The sequence below is a fragment of the Xanthomonas sp. genome (assembly GCF_017163755.1).
GTDB lineage: Bacteria > Pseudomonadota > Gammaproteobacteria > Xanthomonadales > Xanthomonadaceae > Xanthomonas_A.
The window spans coordinates 1-15,848 of record NZ_JAFIWC010000036.1 but is presented as its reverse complement, the minus strand read 5'-3'; the positions used below and the strand labels follow the sequence as shown (position 1 = coordinate 15,848).

Genomic DNA, 15,848 nt, shown 5'->3' with positions numbered 1-15,848 from the left:
GGCGTGTGCGCGCCCAGGCGGCGCTGGAACAGCGTGCATCCGGGTGGCGTTACTCGCGGGAGCCACTCGCGTGGCACAGGTGCCAGCCGGCGCTCATCGCAGTTCCGTCGCGATCGAAGTCGCCCGCCACAGGTCCGCCCGCGTGCAGACCGATCGGCGCAAACGCCCCAGGCGCCTGCGCCGTGCGCCGCCACGCCGATCAGGCGCGGCGCTTCTTCTTCGCCTCGTCCGAACGCAGCTGCTGGATGCGTTCGAAATAGCCCGGTTCGATGCCGGTGGTGTAGTCGCCGTTGAAGCACGAGGAGTCGAAGCGCTTGAGCTCGGCGTTGCCCTCGCGCACCGCGGCCTCGAGGTCTTCCAGGTCCTGGTAGATCAGCCAGTCGCAGCCGAGGAACTTCTCCACTTCCTCGATGCTGCGCTCGTGCGCGATCAGCTCTTCCGGCGCCGGCATGTCGATGCCGTAGATGTTCGGGAAGCGCACCGGCGGCGCGGCGCTGGCCAGGTACACCTTGCGCGCGCCGGCGTCGCGCGCCATCTGCACGATCTGCTGGCTGGTGGTGCCGCGCACGATCGAGTCGTCGACCAGCAGCACCACGCGGTTGCGGAATTCCAGGTGGATCGGGTTGAGCTTGCGGCGCACCGACTTCACCCGCTCGCTCTGCCCGGGCATGATGAAGGTACGGCCGACGTAGCGGTTCTTGATGAAGCCCTCGCGGTACTTCACCCCGAGCACGTTGGAGATTTCCAGCGCCGCGTCGCGCGAGGTGTCGGGAATCGGGATGATGGTGTCGATGTCGTGGTCCGGGCGCAGGCGCAGGATCTTCTCGCCCAGCTTCACGCCCATGCGCATGCGCGCCTTGTGCACCGACACGTTGTCGATCATCGAGTCGGGGCGGGCGAAATACACGTACTCGAAGATGCACGGGGTGTGCTCGGCCGGCTCGGCGCAGATCTCCGAGAACAGCTCGCCGCGCGCGGTGATCACCAGCGCTTCGCCGGGACGCACGTCGCGCACCCGCTGGTAGCCGAGGATGTCCAGCGCCGCCGACTCCGATGCCACGATGTACTCGCTGCCCTCGGCATGGTCGCGCTTGCCCAGCACCAGCGGACGGATCCCGTGCGGATCGCGGAACGCCACCAGGCCCAGGCCCAGCACCACGCTGACCACCGCATAGCCGCCCTTGCAGCGGCGGTGCACGCCGGCCACCGCGCGGATCGCCGCCTCCGGGCTCAACGTGCGCTGCGCATCCAGCTCGTAGGCGAAGATGTTCAGCAGCACTTCGCTGTCGGACTCGGTGTTGATGTTGCGGCGATCGGCCTCGAACACCTGCTGGCGCAGCACCTCGGTGTTGATCAGGTTGCCGTTGTGCGCCAGCGCGATGCCGTACGGCGAGTTCACGTAGAACGGCTGCGCCTCGTCCATGCCCTCCGAGCCGGCGGTGGGATAGCGGCAATGGGCGATGCCCACGCGGCCTTCGAGCACCGCCATCTTGCGCGAGTCGAACACGTCGCGGACCAGCCCGTTGGCCTTCTGCACGCGCAGCCGGGTGCCGTCCGCGGTGGCGATGCCGGCGGCGTCCTGGCCGCGGTGCTGAAGGACGGTCAGGCCGTCATAGAGCTGTCCGGCCACGTTCTGGTTGCCGACGATTCCGACGATGCCACACATTTGAGCGCTCTCCGCGACGACCTGCGCCGCTATTGTGAAGGTGGCCGTGCCTGGCCGTGGGGACCGTCCCGCGCGGGATCGGGATCTCCGGAACGCGTCTGCGCCGGATCGATGTTGGGAGGCAAGGCTTCGGCCGGCTGGCGTGGCGCCGCGGCGCCCGCGCCCAATGCGCGCGACAGCGCCTGCTGCAGTCCCGGCGCCGGCGGGGCCTGGTCCACCGCGGCATTATCGCCTGCTTCGGCCGGCTTGCCCAAATCCATCGCCGGCAGGTTCAGCTGCGGCATCGACCAGTCCGGCACGTGCGCGCGCATCCAGTCGGTCCCGGGCTGCAGCAACGGCAACAGCAGCGACTCGCGCCAGCCCGGCTCGCGGGTCAGCGGGGTGAAGCCCATCAACAGCACCAGCACGCAGGCGATCAGGCCGCCGCGCAGCAGGCCCAGGCCGAAGCCCAGCGCGCGGTCGGTGCCTGTCAGCTGGGTCGCCTTCACCGCCGAGCGGATCAGCATGCCGATCACCCCGACCACCAGCATCACCGCCACGAAGGTCAACGCATAACCGCCCAGGTACTGGGTCAGGCTGGGCTCGGCGCCGTCGGCCAGCCAGCGCCCGGCCTGCCCGCCGAAGCGGAAACTGGCCCAGCCGGCGAGCAGCCAGGACAAGGTGCCGACCACGATGCCGACGAAGCCGCGCAGCAGCCCGAGCAGCGCGGAGACCAGGATCACCGCGAGCAGGACCAGGTCGATCATGCGCGTGCGCCGGGTGCGGGCGCAGCGCGGCGTCGGCGCGCGGGGCGATGCCGGTTCAAGGGTGCGGTCGCACCATGCCGCTGATGCCGACCTTGGACGCGACCTGCGCGCGCAGCTGCTCGGCCTCGGCCTTGCTGGCGACCGGGCCCACGCGCACGCGGCTCAATGCGCCCTTGTCGGTACGCACCTGCTCGACGAAGGCGCTGAAGCCGGCCGCGCGCACCTTGTCGCGCAGCGCGTTGGCGTCGTCGGCCTTGCCGAAGGCGCCCAGCTGCACGGCGAAGCCGGTGCCGCTGGCGGCCGGGATCGACGGCGCGGTGGGCGCGGGCCTGGCCGCGACCGGGGCCTGCGCCGCCGGCTTGGCCGGTTCCGGCTTCGGCGCCGGCGGCGGAGTCGCCGGCTTGGCGGCGGCGACCGGTTTGGCCGGCTCCGGCGGCAGCGTCTCGGTACGGGTGGCGGAGGCGGCCGGCGCCGGCGTGGCGACGGTCGAGGCCGCCGGTGCGGCCACCGCTGAACTCGGCGCGTCCAGGGTCACGACCTGGGCGTTGACGTCGTTGCGCACCTTGACCGCCTGCAGGCGCACCGATTCGGCCTGGGCGCGGTCGGCATACGGCCCGATGCGCACCCGCCAGGCCTGGCGGCCGCCGATCGTGGCGCTCTCGCGGAAGCCCGGCAGCTGCGCCTGCTTGAGCCGCGCGATCACCGCATCGGCGTCGGCGGCGGTGGCATAGGCGCCGAAGTTGACCGCGTAGTTGCCGGCCGCCACGGCCGGCGGCAGCGGCTGGGCCGCCTGGCCGGCGGCGGCCGGCGCGGCCAGGTCGGCCGCGTCGGGGTTGTCCTGCACCGGGGCCGGCGGCCCGGCCATGCCCACGGCACCGCCGCTGGGCGCATCGCCAGGCGTGACCAGCGGCAGCTCGCGGGTTTCGAATTGGCCGTCGCCAGGCGCGGCGGGCGCCTTCAGCGGCACGTTGGCCACACCGCTGTCGGGCGCAGGGCCCTTGACCAGCATCGGCAGGAAGATCACGGCGAGCGCTACCAGGACGATGGCGCCGATCAGTCGCTGTTTCAGGGCAGTATCCACGGAAAGCTTTGGGGAGGCGGCATGGCGGAGCGCCGCGGCGATTATAAGGTGGGGCCGCCCCGCGGCGGGTCAAGCGGCTGAATGCAGCCAGTGCAGCGCCTCGGCCACGGTGTGGAACGAACCGAACACCAGCACTCGGTCGCCGTCGCGCGCCTGCGCCAGCGCCTGCTGCAGCGCCTGCGCCACGCTGTCGGCCAGCGCCGCCTGCGCGGCGGCGGTGCCGTGCAGGCGCGCCTGCAACGCGGCGGCGCTCTGTCCGCGCGCGCCTTGCAGGCCGGCCAGCTGCCAGCGATCGACCTGCGCGGCGAGCGCCTGGACCACGCCGGGCGCGTCCTTGTCGGCCAGCGCCGCGAACACCGCGACGGTGGCGCCGCTGCCGGGCTGCGCCTGCAGCCACGCCGCCAGTTCGCGCGCGGCCTGCGGGTTGTGGGCGACGTCCACCACCACCTCCACGCCGCCGCGGGCGAAGGTCTGCAGGCGCCCTGCCAGCTGCGCGCGGGCCACGCCGTCGGCGTAGGCGGCGCGCGGCAAGGGCGTGCGCAACGCGCGCAGCGCGGCGATCGCCGTGGCGGCGTTGGCCCGCTGCACCGGCGCGCGCAACTGCGGGTACGGCAGCTCCAGTCGGGTGCCGACGTCGCGCCAGCGCCAGTGCGCCTCGTCGATGGGTTCATGGAAGAAGTCGCTGCCGGCGCGGATCGCGTTGGCGCCGATCGCGTAGGCGCGGCGCAGCACGCTCGACGGCGGGTCGATCTCGCCGAGCACCAGCGGCTTCCAGGCCCTGGCGATGCCGGCCTTTTCCTCGCCGATGGCCTCGCGGTCCGCGCCGAGCCATTCGGTATGGTCGATGTCGACGGTGGTGATCACCGCCACGTCCGCATCGACCAGGTTGACCGCGTCCAGGCGTCCGCCCAGGCCCACCTCGAGCACCGCCAGGTCCAGTCGGGCCTGCTGGAACAGCCACAACGCCGCCAGCGTGCCGTATTCGAAATAGGTCAGCGGCGTCTGTCCGCGCGCGGTCTCCACCGCCTCGAAGCCGGCCACCAGTTGCGCATCGCCGGCCTCCTGCCCGTCGATGCGCACGCGCTCGTTGTAGCGCAGCAGGTGCGGCGAGGTGTACGTGCCCACCGACCAGCCGCCGGCGCGCGCGATCGCCTCGACGAAGGCGACGGTCGAGCCCTTGCCGTTGGTGCCGCCGACGGTGACGACCTTCTTCGCCGGCCGTCCCAGCCCCATGCGCCCGGCCACGGCGCGCACGCGCTCCAGGCCCATCGCGATGGCGCTGGGATGCTGCTGCTCGATGTGGGCGAGCCATTCGGGAAGGGTTTTCATGCGTTCGACTCGACTCGGGTGATGCCCCGGCAGCGCTTGAACCGCCAGGAGCGCGCTTTGCATTCGCGTTGGCTTCTACGGGTCCCGTGAGGCACGGCAAGCCGATCGGACGAAAACCCAGAAGGGGCGGCGCGCACGATGCGCGCCGTTTTTCGCCGGCATGGATGTGCCGGCGAAAAATGTCCGGTCGGCTTGCGCACCCGGAGCGCGCAGCGCGCAGGGCGCGCCGCCCGGGTGTGCTTTCTTTGGGTTACTTTGATCAGCCTCCGGCCGCTGTAGAGCCTTCCTTGCACAAGCAAAGAAAAGCGACTCGCGCGTCAAGCGCGAAAGCACTTGAATGTGGTTTTGCATCGCGTCAGCGAATCATGGCGTGAGGACCTGGAGAGTCCTACAACGCCCGGTGCTTGGCCTCGCCGAAGAACGGCGTGTGGTGCGCGCAGTCGTTCAGCCGCACCACTTCCAGGTGATCCATGTCCGGGCCTTCGAGCAGGTTCAGCGTGGTCGGCGCCTGGCGGAAGCTCCACAGCTTGGCGATCGGCAACCCGAGCACCCGGCACAGGATCACCCGGTTGACCGCGTCGTGCGCGACCACCAGCAAGGTGTCGTCCTCGCCCAGCCCTTCGGCGGCGCGGGTCAGGCCGCGCCAGGAGCGGTCCAGCACCTGGCGCAGCGACTCGCCGCCGGGCATCAGCACCGTGTCCGGCTCCTCGCGCCAGGCGCGCAGCCGCGCCGGATCCTTGTCGTTGATCTCGCTGGCGAGCAGGCCTTCCCATTCGCCATGGGCGATTTCCTGCAGGTCCGGATCGGTGAGCAGCATCGCCGCGCGCGCCTCGCCCAGCGCGTGCCGCGCGGTGCTCTGCGCGCGCGCCAGCGGCGACGCGACGGCGCGGGCCAGGGCCACGTGCTTCAGGCGCTCGCCCAGCGCCAGGGCCTGGGACTCGCCCACCGGCGAAAGCGGGATGTCGATCTGGCCCTGATAGCGGCCTTCGGCGTTCCACGGCGTTTCGCCGTGACGAGCAAGCAGGATGCGCATGCAGCGGGATTCCATTGGGGGAGGCCCCGGCAGCCGGCGAGCCGAAAACGGGGGAGCGGCATGATACCCGCTCCGCAGCGCAGCAAACCCTGAACCGCGCGCGGCCGTGCCGGCGCATGGGCGCCGTACAGCGCGCAAGGCGGCCGGCCGGGTTGCGCTACCGGCTTACGGGGCCAGATCCAGCTCCTTCAGCAGCTGCGGCGCCGGCGCCACCTCCTGCATGATCCAGCGCATGTAGCGCCCATCGACCGCGATCATCCGGGTCATGGCCGGATCGAACACCCAGTTCGAGCTCACCGACTCCCAGTTGCCGTCGAACGCCAGGCCGACCAGCTTGCCGTGCGCATCGAGCACCGGCGAGCCGGAGTTGCCGCCGGTGATGTCCAGGTCGGACAGGAAGTTGACCGGCACCGAGCCCAGCCGCCGGTCCTCCAGTCCGCCGTAGCGCTTGGCCCGGGCCGCGTCGAGCAGCGCCTTGGGCGAATCGAACGGATCGGCGCCGGTGTCCTTGGCCAGCACGCCTTCCAGCGTGGTGAACGGGGTATAGGCCACCCCGTCCTTCGGCGCATAGCCCTTGACGTTGCCGAAGGTGATGCGCAGCGACGAGTTGGCGTCCGGATACACCGACTCGCCCTGGCTGCGCTTGTAGTCGGCCAGCGCCTGCAGGAACCGCGGCCGCGCCAGCAGGTCCTCGCCGTCGCGGCGCTTCTGCTCGCGCTCCAGCTGCAACAGGGTCGGCATCAGCGCGACCGCGTAGCGGATCGCAGGATCGTCGCTGGACTCGAACGCGGCGCGGTCGGCCTGCAGCCACTTCAGCCGTTCCTCGGTGCTGCCCAGGCGGGTACCGGCCAGTTTGGCCACCGCCGCCTGCGCGTCGCCGCCCAGCCACTGGTCCAGCGCCGGCAGGCGCTGCGCCGCCGGCAGCTTCAGGTACTCGTCCAGCCAGTAGCGCTGCAGCTGGCTGTCCATCGAAGCCGCATAGCGGCGCTCCATCTGCTTCAGCGCGCCCTCGATCGACGGCAGGTCGCGGTCCTGGTAGCCCGACTCGCGCTCGGCGTCCGGCTTGGCGCGCTCGATCGCCAGCCGGTACAGCGACAGCGCCGCGCCCAAGCTGCCGGTGCGGCGCAGCTGGCCGAGCACCAGGTCGCGGTCGCGGGTCGCCTGCGCCTGGCGCCCCAGCGCCAACAGCTGTTCGTGCGCCTGCAACGCGGCGCGGCCGCTGCGGCCCTGCCGTTTCAGCCACGCCAGCACCTCGCGTTCCTCGGACTGCTTCTGCGCGGCCGCATCGATGCGCCGGAAGCCCTCCAGCTGGCCTTCGTAGTTCTTGGCCACGTTGTTCCAGCTGGCCATCGTCGCGGCGTACTTGACCTGGATGTCCGGGTCCTTCTGCCCGGCCTGCTCGACCAGCCGGATCAGGTTGCGGTAGTGGCGCGCGCCGACCGGGTACGCCCAGTTCGCGGTGGCATCGAACTCCGAGGCCAGTGCGTAGCGGTTGGTGCGCCCGGGATAGCCGGCGACCATCACGAAATCGCCCGCGCCCAGCGCCTGGTCGGCGAACTTCAGGAAGTGCCTGGGCTGGTACGGCACGTTGTCCTTGGCGTAGGCGGCCGGCTTGCCGTCCTTGCCGACGTAGGCGCGGTAGAACGAGAAGTCGCCGGTATGGCGCGGCCACATCCAGTTGTCGACGTCGCCGCCGAACTTGCCGATGCCCGACGGCGGCGCATAGGCCAGGCGCACGTCGCGGATCTCCAGGGTGCGGAACAAGCGATAGCTGTTGCCGCCGGCGAAGCTGTACAGATGGCAGCGGTAGCCGGCCTCGGCCTCGCAGGCCGCCACCTGGGCCTTGTCGAAGGCTTCCAGCGCCAGCGTGCGCTCCAGCGCATCGCCGCCGGCGGCGGCCATCGCCGCCCGCGCCTGCTCGGTGACGTCGGTGATGCGGTCGAGCACGTAGATGCGCGCGTTTGGCCCGGCGCTCAGTTCCGCGCCGGGGCTGGCGGCGTTGAAGCCGTCGCGGATCAGGTTCTTCTGCGGGGTGGAATTGAGCTGGATCGCGCCGTAGGCGCAGTGGTGGTTGGTGACCACCAGCCCCTGCGGCGACACGAAGCTGGCGGTGCAGCCGCCCAGCGACACCACCGCGCCCATCGGGTCGCCGGTCAGGTCGGCCAGTTGCTGCGGCGACAGCTTCAGCCCGGCCTGCTGCAAGGGCCCGGCGATGTCCGGCAGCTGCTGCGGCACCCACATGCCTTCCCCGGCGTGGGCGGTCGGGATCCAGGCCAGGCTGGCGAGCATGGCGGCGGCGAGCAGGTTCAGGCGCATCGGGCGGTCCTTGGTGGCGAACGTTAGATAGTAACGACTGTAACAAAGCTCGCCGTCGCGACCAATGGGCGCACGCGCGCCGCAACATGGCCGCGCCCGGCGCGGGCTTATACTTCGCGCCCTCTCAACTTGCGAGTCTTGCACCGCCATGGCGCAAACAATGAAGGCGCTGGTCAAGCGCGAAGCGGCCAAGGGCATCTGGCTGGAACAGGTACCGGTGCCGCAGCCCGGTCCCAACGAGGTGCTGATCAAGGTCGAGAAGACCGCGATCTGCGGTACCGACCTGCATATCTACCTGTGGGACGACTGGAGCCAGCGCACCATCCGCCCGGGCCTGACCATCGGCCACGAGTTCGTCGGCCGCATCGCCGAGCTGGGCACCGGCGTCACCGGCTACGACGTGGGCCAGCGCGTGTCCGCCGAAGGCCACATCGTCTGCGGCCATTGCCGCAACTGCCGCGGCGGCCGGCCGCACCTGTGCCCGCACACCGTGGGCATCGGCGTGAACCGCGACGGCGCCTTCGCCGAGTACATCGTGATGCCGGCCAGCAACCTGTGGCCGATCCCGGACCAGATCCCGTCGGAGCTGGCCGCGTTCTTCGACCCGTACGGCAATGCCGCGCACTGCGCGCTGGAATTCGACGTGATCGGCGAGGACGTGCTGATCACCGGCGCCGGCCCGATCGGCATCATCGCCGCCGGCATCTGCAAGCACATCGGCGCGCGCAACGTGGTGGTCACCGACGTCAACGATTTCCGCCTCAAGCTCGCCGCCGACATGGGCGCCACCCGCGTGGTCAACGTCGGCAACACCCCGCTCAAGGAGGTCATGGCCGACCTGCACATGGAGGGCTTCGACGTGGGCCTGGAGATGAGCGGCAACCCGCGCGCCTTCAACGACATGCTCGACTGCATGTACCACGGCGGCAAGATCGCCATGCTCGGCATCATGCCGCGCGGCGCCGGCGCGGACTGGGACAAGATCATCTTCAAGGGCCTGACCGTGCAGGGCATCTACGGCCGCAAGATGTACGAGACCTGGTACAAGATGACCCAGCTGGTGCTGTCCGGCTTCCCGCTCGGCAAGGTGCTCACCCACCAGTTGCCGATCGACGAGTTCCAGAAGGGCTTCGACCTGATGGAGGAAGGCAAGGCCGGCAAGGTGGTGCTGAGCTGGTACTGACCGGCACCCGGATCAGCCCGAAAAAAAGGCGCCTTGCGGCGCCTTTTTTCATGTTCCGGCGCGGGCGCTCAGAAGCTGACCGTCGCCGAAACCGCGACGCGGTGGTCGGCCAGCTTCTCACCGAAGTTCTGCGTGCCCTTGTCGTCGGTGTCGTAGTAGCCCACGGTCAGGCCCAGCGGGCCGAAGCTCTTGCCGACGGTGACGCTGTAGTCGGTGTAGTCCTGCCATTCGGGCAGCGCGCTGGCATAGGTGGTGCGGCCGACGTGCGCGCCGATGCTGAAGTCCTGCGGCAGCGCCCAGTTCCCGTCGAGCGCGTAGTAGAAGCTGTCCTCGTCCAGGCCGTAGACGTCGTCGGTGTAGGCCACGGTCAGCGCGTAGGTGTCCAGGAACGTGGTCTTGGTGATCAGCTCGTTGTAGTTCGCCGCGCCCGCGCCGGGATAGCCGTAGCGGTTGATCATCACGTCGAAGTTCCAGTTCTCGGCGAAGTCGACGCCGTAGCCGATGAAGCCGTCCACTTCCCAGTCCGGGTCGCCGGGGCCGAAATCGACGTTGGAGCCCCACACGCCGACATACAGCCCGATCGGCGAGGTGTAGGTGACGCCGGCCTGGAACGCCGGTTCCTCGTCGGTCTGCGACACGCCGCGGAACACGTAGTCGCTGGTCACGCCGAAGGAGGCGGAGAACGGCGACGAGGCTTCCTCGTCCTGGGCAAGGGCGCTCAGCGGCAGCGCGGTCAAGGCAACGGCCAGGGCATAACCAAGCTTGATCTTGTTCACCGGCGAATCTCCTGTGTGGGGGGCAAGACACCGGCAATGTGCGGTGCCCGCCATTGCCTTCACAGTTTTTTAACCGTTTTGTTCTTGCAGTGCAACACTTTCGCGCGTGACTGTCTGCCGCGTGTCCGCTGCCGGCCCGCGTTTGTCTACCGCCGGTCCGTTCGCCGGTCGCGCCGGACTCAACCCGGCGCGGCGCGGAACAGGCCGAAGCGCCGCGCGTTCAGCCGCAGCGCCTGTCCCGGTTCGTAGCGCGGCGTGCCCTCGCCTGCCGGCAGCTCCACCTCCACCTCGTCCTCGCCCCCGGTCAGCCGTGCGCGCAGCCGCAGCCGCGAACCGCTGCGCTGCGTCGACAGCACCGTCGCCGGCCAGCCGGCCTCGTCGGGCGCCAGGTCTTCCGGGCGCACGTACAGATCGACCGCGCCGGCGGCGAGCGGCGTGTCCGGTGCCGGCAGCGCCAGCCCGGCCACCTGCAGCTTGCCGTCGCGCAGTTGCGCCGGCAGCCGGTTGACCGCGCCGACGAAGCCGTAGACGAACGGCGACACCGGGCGTTCGTAGACATCGGCCGGGCTGCCGAGCTGCTCGATGCGCCCGCGATTGAGGATCGCCACCCGGTCGGCCAGCTCCAGCGCCTCTTCCTGGTCGTGGGTGACGAACACCGTGGTCAGCCCGGTGCGGTCGTGCAGATCGCGCAGCCAGCGGCGCAGGTCGCGGCGTACCTGCGCGTCCAGCGCGCCGAACGGTTCGTCCAGCAGCAGCACCCGCGGCTCGATCGCCAGCGCGCGCGCCAGCGCCACGCGCTGGCGCTGGCCGCCGGACAGTTGGGTCGGGTAGCGCGCCTCCAGGCCGTCCAGTTGCACCAGCGCCAGCAGCTCGGCGACCCGCTCGCGGATCCGCGCTTCGGCCCAGCGCTCGGCGCCGCGGCGCACGCGCAGGCCGAAGGCGACGTTGTCGCGCACGGTCATGTGCCGGAACAGCGCGTAGTGCTGGAACACGAAGCCGACCCGCCGCGACTGCACCGGTAGCCCGGTCGCGTCCTCGCCGTCGATCAGCACGCGCCCGGCGTCGGCATGCTCCAGCCCGGCGATCACGCGCAGCAGCGTGGTCTTGCCCGAGCCGGACGGGCCGAGCAGCGCCAGCAGCTCGCCCTTGCGGATGTCCAGGCTGATGTCGTCGAGCGCGGCGAAGCCCTCGAAGCGCTTGCCCAGGTTCTGCACACGGATGGTCATCGCAGCCTCAGTGTCGGTGGTTGGCGGCCAGCGATTCGCCGTGCCGCCATTCCAGGTAGGACTTCAGCGCCAGGGTCAGCAGCGCGGTCAGCGCCAGCAGGCAGGCGCAGGCGAACGCGGCGCTGTAGGCGTATTCGTTGTAGAGGATCTCCACATGCAGCGGCAGGGTGTTGGTGCGGCCGCGGATATGCCCGGACACCACCGACACCGCGCCGAACTCGCCCATCGCCCGCGCGCTGCACAGCAGCACGCCGTACAGCAGGCCCCAGCGGATGTTGGGCATCGTCACCCGCCAGAACATCTGCCAGCCGCTGGCGCCCAGGCTCAGCGCCGCCAGCTCCTCGTCGTTGCCCTGCTGCTCCATCAGCGGCATCAGCTCGCGGGCGATGAACGGGAAGGTGACGAAGGTGGTCGCCAGCACGATGCCCGGCACCGCGAACACGATCTTCGGCAGCTGCACCAGCACGGTCTCCGGCAGCTGCAGCAGCACCCTGCCCAGCAGTGGCAGGTGCACGCGCACGCCTTCGTCGATCAGCGGCCAGGCCCAGCCGGGCCGGCCGAAGATCAGGATGAACACCAGCCCGGCGACCACCGGCGAGACCGAGAACGGCAGGTCGATCAGGCTCACCAGGATGCGCTTGCCGGGAAAGCGGTGCTTGCTCACCGCCCACGCCGCGGCGACGCCGAACACCAGGTTCAGCGGCACCACGATCGCGGTGACCAGCAGGGTCAGGCGGATCGCGGCCAGCGCGTCCGGGTCGGAGATGGCGCGCCAGAACACGCCCAGGCCGCTGCGCAGCGCCTCGACGAACACCAGCAGCAGCGGCAGGAACAGGAACGCCAGCAGGAACCCCAGCGCGCCGAGGATCAACAGCGCCTGCACCCACCACGGCTCGGTGGTGGCCGTGGCGTGTCGGCGGCGACGGACGGCGGGCGATGCGGGCAACGCGTTCTCCGGCAGCGGCAGGGTCAGCGAGGACAGGTTATCGCTCATCTCAGCGTACCGCCTGGCCGCGCCGCGCCAGCAGCGCCTGCAGGCCGTTGACCACCAGCAGCATCACGAACGACAGCAGCAGCATCGCCGCGGCGATCGCGGTGGCGCCGCCGTAGTCGAACTCCTCCAGGCGGATGGTGATCAAAAGCGGCGCGATCTCGGTGACATTGGGCAGGTTGCCGGCGATGAAGATCACCGACCCGTACTCGCCGACGCCGCGCGCGAACGCCAGCGCGAAGCCGGTCAGCACCGCCGGCCAAAGCTGCGGCAGCACCACCCGCACGATGGTCTGCCAGCGCCCGGCGCCCAGCGTGGCCGCGGCCTCCTCGACTTCGCGCTCGGCCTCGGCCAGCACCGGCTGCACGATCCGCACCACGAACGGCAGCCCGACGAACACCAGCGCCACCACGATCCCCAACTGGGTGTAGGCGATCTTCAGCCCCAGCGGCTCGAGCCAGCGGCCGACCCAGCCGTTGCCGCCGTACAGCGCGGTCAGCGCGATGCCGGCCACCGCGGTCGGCAACGCGAACGGCAAATCGATCATCGCGTCGAACACCCGCTTGCCGGGAAAGCGGTAGCGCACGAACACCCACGCCACCCAGGTGCCCATCACCGCGTTGAACGCGGCCGCGGCGAAGGCGGTGCCGAAGCTCACCCGCAGCGCCGACAGCACCCGCGGCTCGCTCCACACCTGCCACACCCCCTGCCAGCCCAGGCCGCTGGTCTTGAGCACCAGGCTCAGCAGCGGGATCAGCACCACCAGGCTCAGCCAGGCCAGGGTGATGCCCAGGCTCAGCCCGAGCCCGGGGATCACCCTGCGGCGCGACGGACGCCGCGCCACGGCCGGGGCGTTCGCCACCACGGACTACTTGCTCGCCTGGATCTGGTCGAACAGGCCGCCTTCGGCGAAGTGCTCGGCCTGGGCCTTGTTCCACGAACCGAACGCGCGGTCGATGGTCACCAGCTGCACCTTGGGCAGGCGCGCGATGTCGGCCGGATCGGCGTATTCCGGATGCCGCGGGCGGTAGTAGTGCCGCGCCGCGATCTTCTGCCCTTCCGGCGAATACAGGTACTTCAGGTAGGCCTCGGCGACCGCGCGGGTGCCGTGCTTGTCCACGTTCTTGTCGACCAGCGCCACCGACGGCTCGGCCAGGATCGACAGCTTCGGCACCACGATCTCGAACTGGTCCTTGCCCAGCTCCTCCCGCGCCAGGAACGCCTCGTTCTCCCACGCCAGCAGCACGTCGCCGATGCCGCGCTGGACGAAGGTGGTGGTGGCGCCGCGCGCGCCGGTGTCGAGCACCGGCACGTTGCGGAACAGCGCGCGCATGTAGTTGAGGATGCGCGTGCGGTCGCCCTTGAAGATGTGGTCGGCGTAGGCCCAGGCGGCCAGGTAGTTCCAGCGCGCGCCGCCGGAGGTCTTCGGGTTCGGGGTGATCACCGCCACCCCGGTGCGCAGCAGGTCCGGCCAGTCCTTGATCTGCTTCGGGTTGCCCTTGCGCACCAGGAACACGATGGTCGAGGTGTACGGCGCGCTGTTGTCGGGCAGGCGCTTCTGCCAGCCGGGATCGATCAGCTTGCCCTTCTCGGCGATCGCGTCCACGTCGTAGGCCAGCGCCAGCGTCACCACGTCGGCCTCGACCCCGTCGATCACCGAGCGCGCCTGCTTGCCGGAGCCGCCGTGCGAGGTCTCCACCGCGACGGTGTCGCCGCTGCTCTGCTGCCAGTGCTTGGCGAAGGCGGCGTTGTAGTCGCGGTACAGCTCGCGGGTGGGATCGTAGGAGACGTTGAGCAGTTGCACGTCGCGCGCGGCGGCGGCGCCGGCCAGCGCAAGCAGCGCGAGCGCGAGCAGCGGGCGGAACCGGCGCAGCAGGGGGCTGGGCATGGGGACGATCTCCGAAGCGTGGGTGGTGGCACGGGCGCGCCGGCCGTGGGGGCGACGGCCAGAGCGCCATGCTGCGCAGCGGCATGCGCCCGGTGAAATGACTTCCGGGCCGATGCTTATGCCATTTGTGCATGACGCGCGCCGACCATCGCACACGGCACGTTAAAATCTCCGCTTCTTCCGCCTTCGCGTGCCGCCATGACCGACGCCAGCCTCACCCAGCACTACGCCGACGAACTGGACGCGATCCGCGCGCAGGGCCTGTTCAAGTCCGAGCGCATCATCACCGGCCCGCAATCGGCCCAGATCCGGCTGGCCGACGGCCGCACCGTGCTGAACTTCTGCGCCAACAACTACCTCGGCCTGGCCGACCACCCGGACATCATCCGGGCGGCCAAGGACGCGCTGGACACGCACGGCTTCGGCATGGCCTCGGTGCGCTTCATCTGCGGCACCCAGGACCTGCACAAGCAGCTGGAGCAGACCATCGCGGCGTTCTTCGGCACCGAGGACACCATCCTCTACGCCGCCTGCTTCGACGCCAACGGCGGCCTGTTCGAGCCGTTGCTGGGCGAAGCCGACGCGATCATCTCCGACGCGCTGAACCACGCCTCGATCATCGACGGCGTGCGCCTGTGCAAGGCCAAGCGCTTCCGCTACGCCAACTGCGACATGGCCGACCTGGAGGCGCAACTGCAGGCCGCCGATGCGGCCGGCTGCAAGACCAAGCTGATCACCAGCGACGGCGTGTTCTCGATGGACGGCTTCATCGCCCCGCTGGACCAGATCACCGCGCTGGCGCGCAAGTACGGCGCGCTGGTGCACATCGACGAATGCCATGCCACCGGCTTCCTCGGCGCCACCGGCCGCGGCTCGGCCGAGGTCAAGGGGGTGATGGACCAGATCGACATCTTCACCGGCACCCTGGGCAAGGCGATGGGCGGCGCGCTCGGCGGCTTCACCACCGGCCGGCGCGAGGTGATCGAGCTGCTGCGCCAGCGCTCGCGGCCCTACCTGTTCTCCAATTCGCTGCCGCCGCACGTGGTCGCCGCCGGGATCAAGGCCTTCGAGATGCTCGAGGCCGCCGGCGAGCTGCGCGAGCGCCTGGTCGGCAACACCCGCTACTTCCGCGAGCGCATGACCGCGGCCGGCTTCGACATCAAGCCCGGCACCCACCCGATCAGCCCGGTGATGCTGTACGACGCGCCGCTGGCGCAGAAGTTCGCCGAGCGGCTGCTGGAGGAAGGCATCTACGCGATCGGCTTCTTCTTCCCGGTGGTGCCCAAGGGCCAGGCGCGGATCCGCACCCAGATCAGCGCCGCGCATACACGCGAACACCTGGACCGTGCGATCGACGCGTTCACCCGCATCGGTCGCGAGCTGGGGGTGATCTGAGGACCGGGGACCGCAGGATGGTGTCCGAGCGAAAATCGCTGTCAAGCGATTTGACAAAAAAAAGCCGATCTTTTTGGAGAAAAGCGCCTTTTCGCAGCTCCAGCCAATCCGATCTTCTGTAGGAGGGGCTTCAGCCCCGACGCCTTACCGATAGCGTCGGGGCTGAAGCCCCTCCCACAGAAAAGCACAACTGCAACGCACTCGCGATCACCCCCGGG

13 protein-coding genes are annotated in these 15,848 nt (G+C 70.2%); 2 read left to right on the top strand and 11 right to left on the bottom strand.

Annotated elements, in window-relative coordinates; all coding sequences use genetic code 11:
- Positions 1-199: 199 nt before the first annotated feature.
- The 6 genes from purF to JR065_RS19165 form a co-directional block, all read right to left on the bottom strand.
- Positions 200-1,666, bottom strand: a complete 1,467-nt coding sequence (gene purF, locus JR065_RS19190) for an amidophosphoribosyltransferase (protein ID WP_206236043.1) — start codon at positions 1,664-1,666, stop codon at positions 200-202.
- A 29-nt stretch (positions 1,667-1,695) separates the two neighbouring features.
- Positions 1,696-2,412, bottom strand: coding sequence for a CvpA family protein (locus JR065_RS19185; RefSeq protein WP_206236042.1), 717 nt, complete (start codon positions 2,410-2,412; stop codon positions 1,696-1,698).
- A gap of 55 nt (positions 2,413-2,467) precedes the next feature.
- Positions 2,468-3,493 carry an SPOR domain-containing protein gene (locus tag JR065_RS19180; protein ID WP_206236041.1) on the bottom strand — a complete coding sequence of 342 codons (1,026 nt, stop codon included), beginning with the start codon at positions 3,491-3,493 and terminating at the stop codon, positions 2,468-2,470.
- A gap of 69 nt (positions 3,494-3,562) precedes the next feature.
- On the bottom strand, positions 3,563-4,822 hold the full coding sequence (gene folC, locus JR065_RS19175; RefSeq protein WP_206236039.1) for a bifunctional tetrahydrofolate synthase/dihydrofolate synthase: 1,260 nt from the start codon (positions 4,820-4,822) through the stop codon (positions 3,563-3,565).
- Positions 4,823-5,210: 388 nt separating this feature from the next.
- Entirely contained in the window at positions 5,211-5,855 is a 645-nt protein-coding gene (locus JR065_RS19170) for a histidine phosphatase family protein (protein ID WP_206236038.1), read from the bottom strand.
- A 165-nt stretch (positions 5,856-6,020) separates the two neighbouring features.
- Positions 6,021-8,171: a S46 family peptidase gene (locus JR065_RS19165; protein ID WP_206236037.1), complete on the bottom strand. Its 2,151-nt coding sequence runs from the start codon at positions 8,169-8,171 to the stop codon at positions 6,021-6,023.
- Between the two features lie 148 nt (positions 8,172-8,319).
- Between JR065_RS19165 and tdh the strand changes: the two genes are divergently transcribed.
- Positions 8,320-9,354, top strand: a complete 1,035-nt coding sequence (gene tdh, locus JR065_RS19160) for an L-threonine 3-dehydrogenase (RefSeq protein WP_206236035.1) — start codon at positions 8,320-8,322, stop codon at positions 9,352-9,354.
- Positions 9,355-9,422: 68 nt separating this feature from the next.
- On the opposite strand, the gene JR065_RS19155 is transcribed toward tdh, so the two are convergent.
- The 5 genes from JR065_RS19155 to JR065_RS19135 all read right to left on the bottom strand — a co-directional run bounded on the left by JR065_RS19155 (position 9,423) and on the right by JR065_RS19135 (position 14,235).
- Positions 9,423-10,130 (bottom strand): TorF family putative porin, encoded by a 708-nt coding sequence (locus JR065_RS19155; protein WP_343237303.1) that lies wholly within the window; start codon positions 10,128-10,130, stop codon positions 9,423-9,425.
- 179 nt (positions 10,131-10,309) lie between these two features.
- Positions 10,310-11,356: a sulfate/molybdate ABC transporter ATP-binding protein gene (locus JR065_RS19150; RefSeq protein ID WP_206236032.1), complete on the bottom strand. Its 1,047-nt coding sequence runs from the start codon at positions 11,354-11,356 to the stop codon at positions 10,310-10,312.
- Between the two features lie 7 nt (positions 11,357-11,363).
- Positions 11,364-12,350 carry a sulfate ABC transporter permease subunit CysW gene (gene cysW / locus JR065_RS19145; RefSeq protein ID WP_206236030.1) on the bottom strand — a complete coding sequence of 329 codons (987 nt, stop codon included), beginning with the start codon at positions 12,348-12,350 and terminating at the stop codon, positions 11,364-11,366.
- Position 12,351: 1 nt separating this feature from the next.
- Positions 12,352-13,212: a sulfate ABC transporter permease subunit CysT gene (gene cysT / locus JR065_RS19140; protein WP_206236028.1), complete on the bottom strand. Its 861-nt coding sequence runs from the start codon at positions 13,210-13,212 to the stop codon at positions 12,352-12,354.
- 3 nt (positions 13,213-13,215) lie between these two features.
- Positions 13,216-14,235, bottom strand: a complete 1,020-nt coding sequence (locus JR065_RS19135) for a sulfate ABC transporter substrate-binding protein (RefSeq protein WP_241093767.1) — start codon at positions 14,233-14,235, stop codon at positions 13,216-13,218.
- A gap of 198 nt (positions 14,236-14,433) precedes the next feature.
- Between JR065_RS19135 and kbl the strand changes: the two genes are divergently transcribed.
- The gene (gene kbl / locus JR065_RS19130; protein WP_206236027.1) at positions 14,434-15,630 is read left to right on the top strand and encodes a glycine C-acetyltransferase; all 1,197 of its coding nucleotides are present in this window, start codon (positions 14,434-14,436) and stop codon (positions 15,628-15,630) included.
- Positions 15,631-15,848: the final 218 nt, after the last annotated feature.

What these genes read in the sequence shown, in the direction of transcription:
- purF (WP_206236043.1), bottom strand. Translation starts at nt 1,666, where the DNA reads ATGTGTGGCATCGTCGGAATCGTCGGCAACCAGAACGTGGCCGGACAG.
- JR065_RS19185 (WP_206236042.1), bottom strand. Translation starts at nt 2,412, where the DNA reads ATGATCGACCTGGTCCTGCTCGCGGTGATCCTGGTCTCCGCGCTGCTC.
- folC (WP_206236039.1), bottom strand. Translation starts at nt 4,822, where the DNA reads ATGAAAACCCTTCCCGAATGGCTCGCCCACATCGAGCAGCAGCATCCC.
- JR065_RS19170 (WP_206236038.1), bottom strand. Translation starts at nt 5,855, where the DNA reads ATGCGCATCCTGCTTGCTCGTCACGGCGAAACGCCGTGGAACGCCGAA.
- JR065_RS19165 (WP_206236037.1), bottom strand. Translation starts at nt 8,171, where the DNA reads ATGCGCCTGAACCTGCTCGCCGCCGCCATGCTCGCCAGCCTGGCCTGG.
- tdh (WP_206236035.1), top strand. Translation starts at nt 8,320, where the DNA reads ATGGCGCAAACAATGAAGGCGCTGGTCAAGCGCGAAGCGGCCAAGGGC.
- JR065_RS19150 (WP_206236032.1), bottom strand. Translation starts at nt 11,356, where the DNA reads ATGACCATCCGTGTGCAGAACCTGGGCAAGCGCTTCGAGGGCTTCGCC.
- cysW (WP_206236030.1), bottom strand. Translation starts at nt 12,350, where the DNA reads ATGAGCGATAACCTGTCCTCGCTGACCCTGCCGCTGCCGGAGAACGCG.
- JR065_RS19135 (WP_241093767.1), bottom strand. Translation starts at nt 14,235, where the DNA reads ATGCCCAGCCCCCTGCTGCGCCGGTTCCGCCCGCTGCTCGCGCTCGCG.
- kbl (WP_206236027.1), top strand. Translation starts at nt 14,434, where the DNA reads ATGACCGACGCCAGCCTCACCCAGCACTACGCCGACGAACTGGACGCG.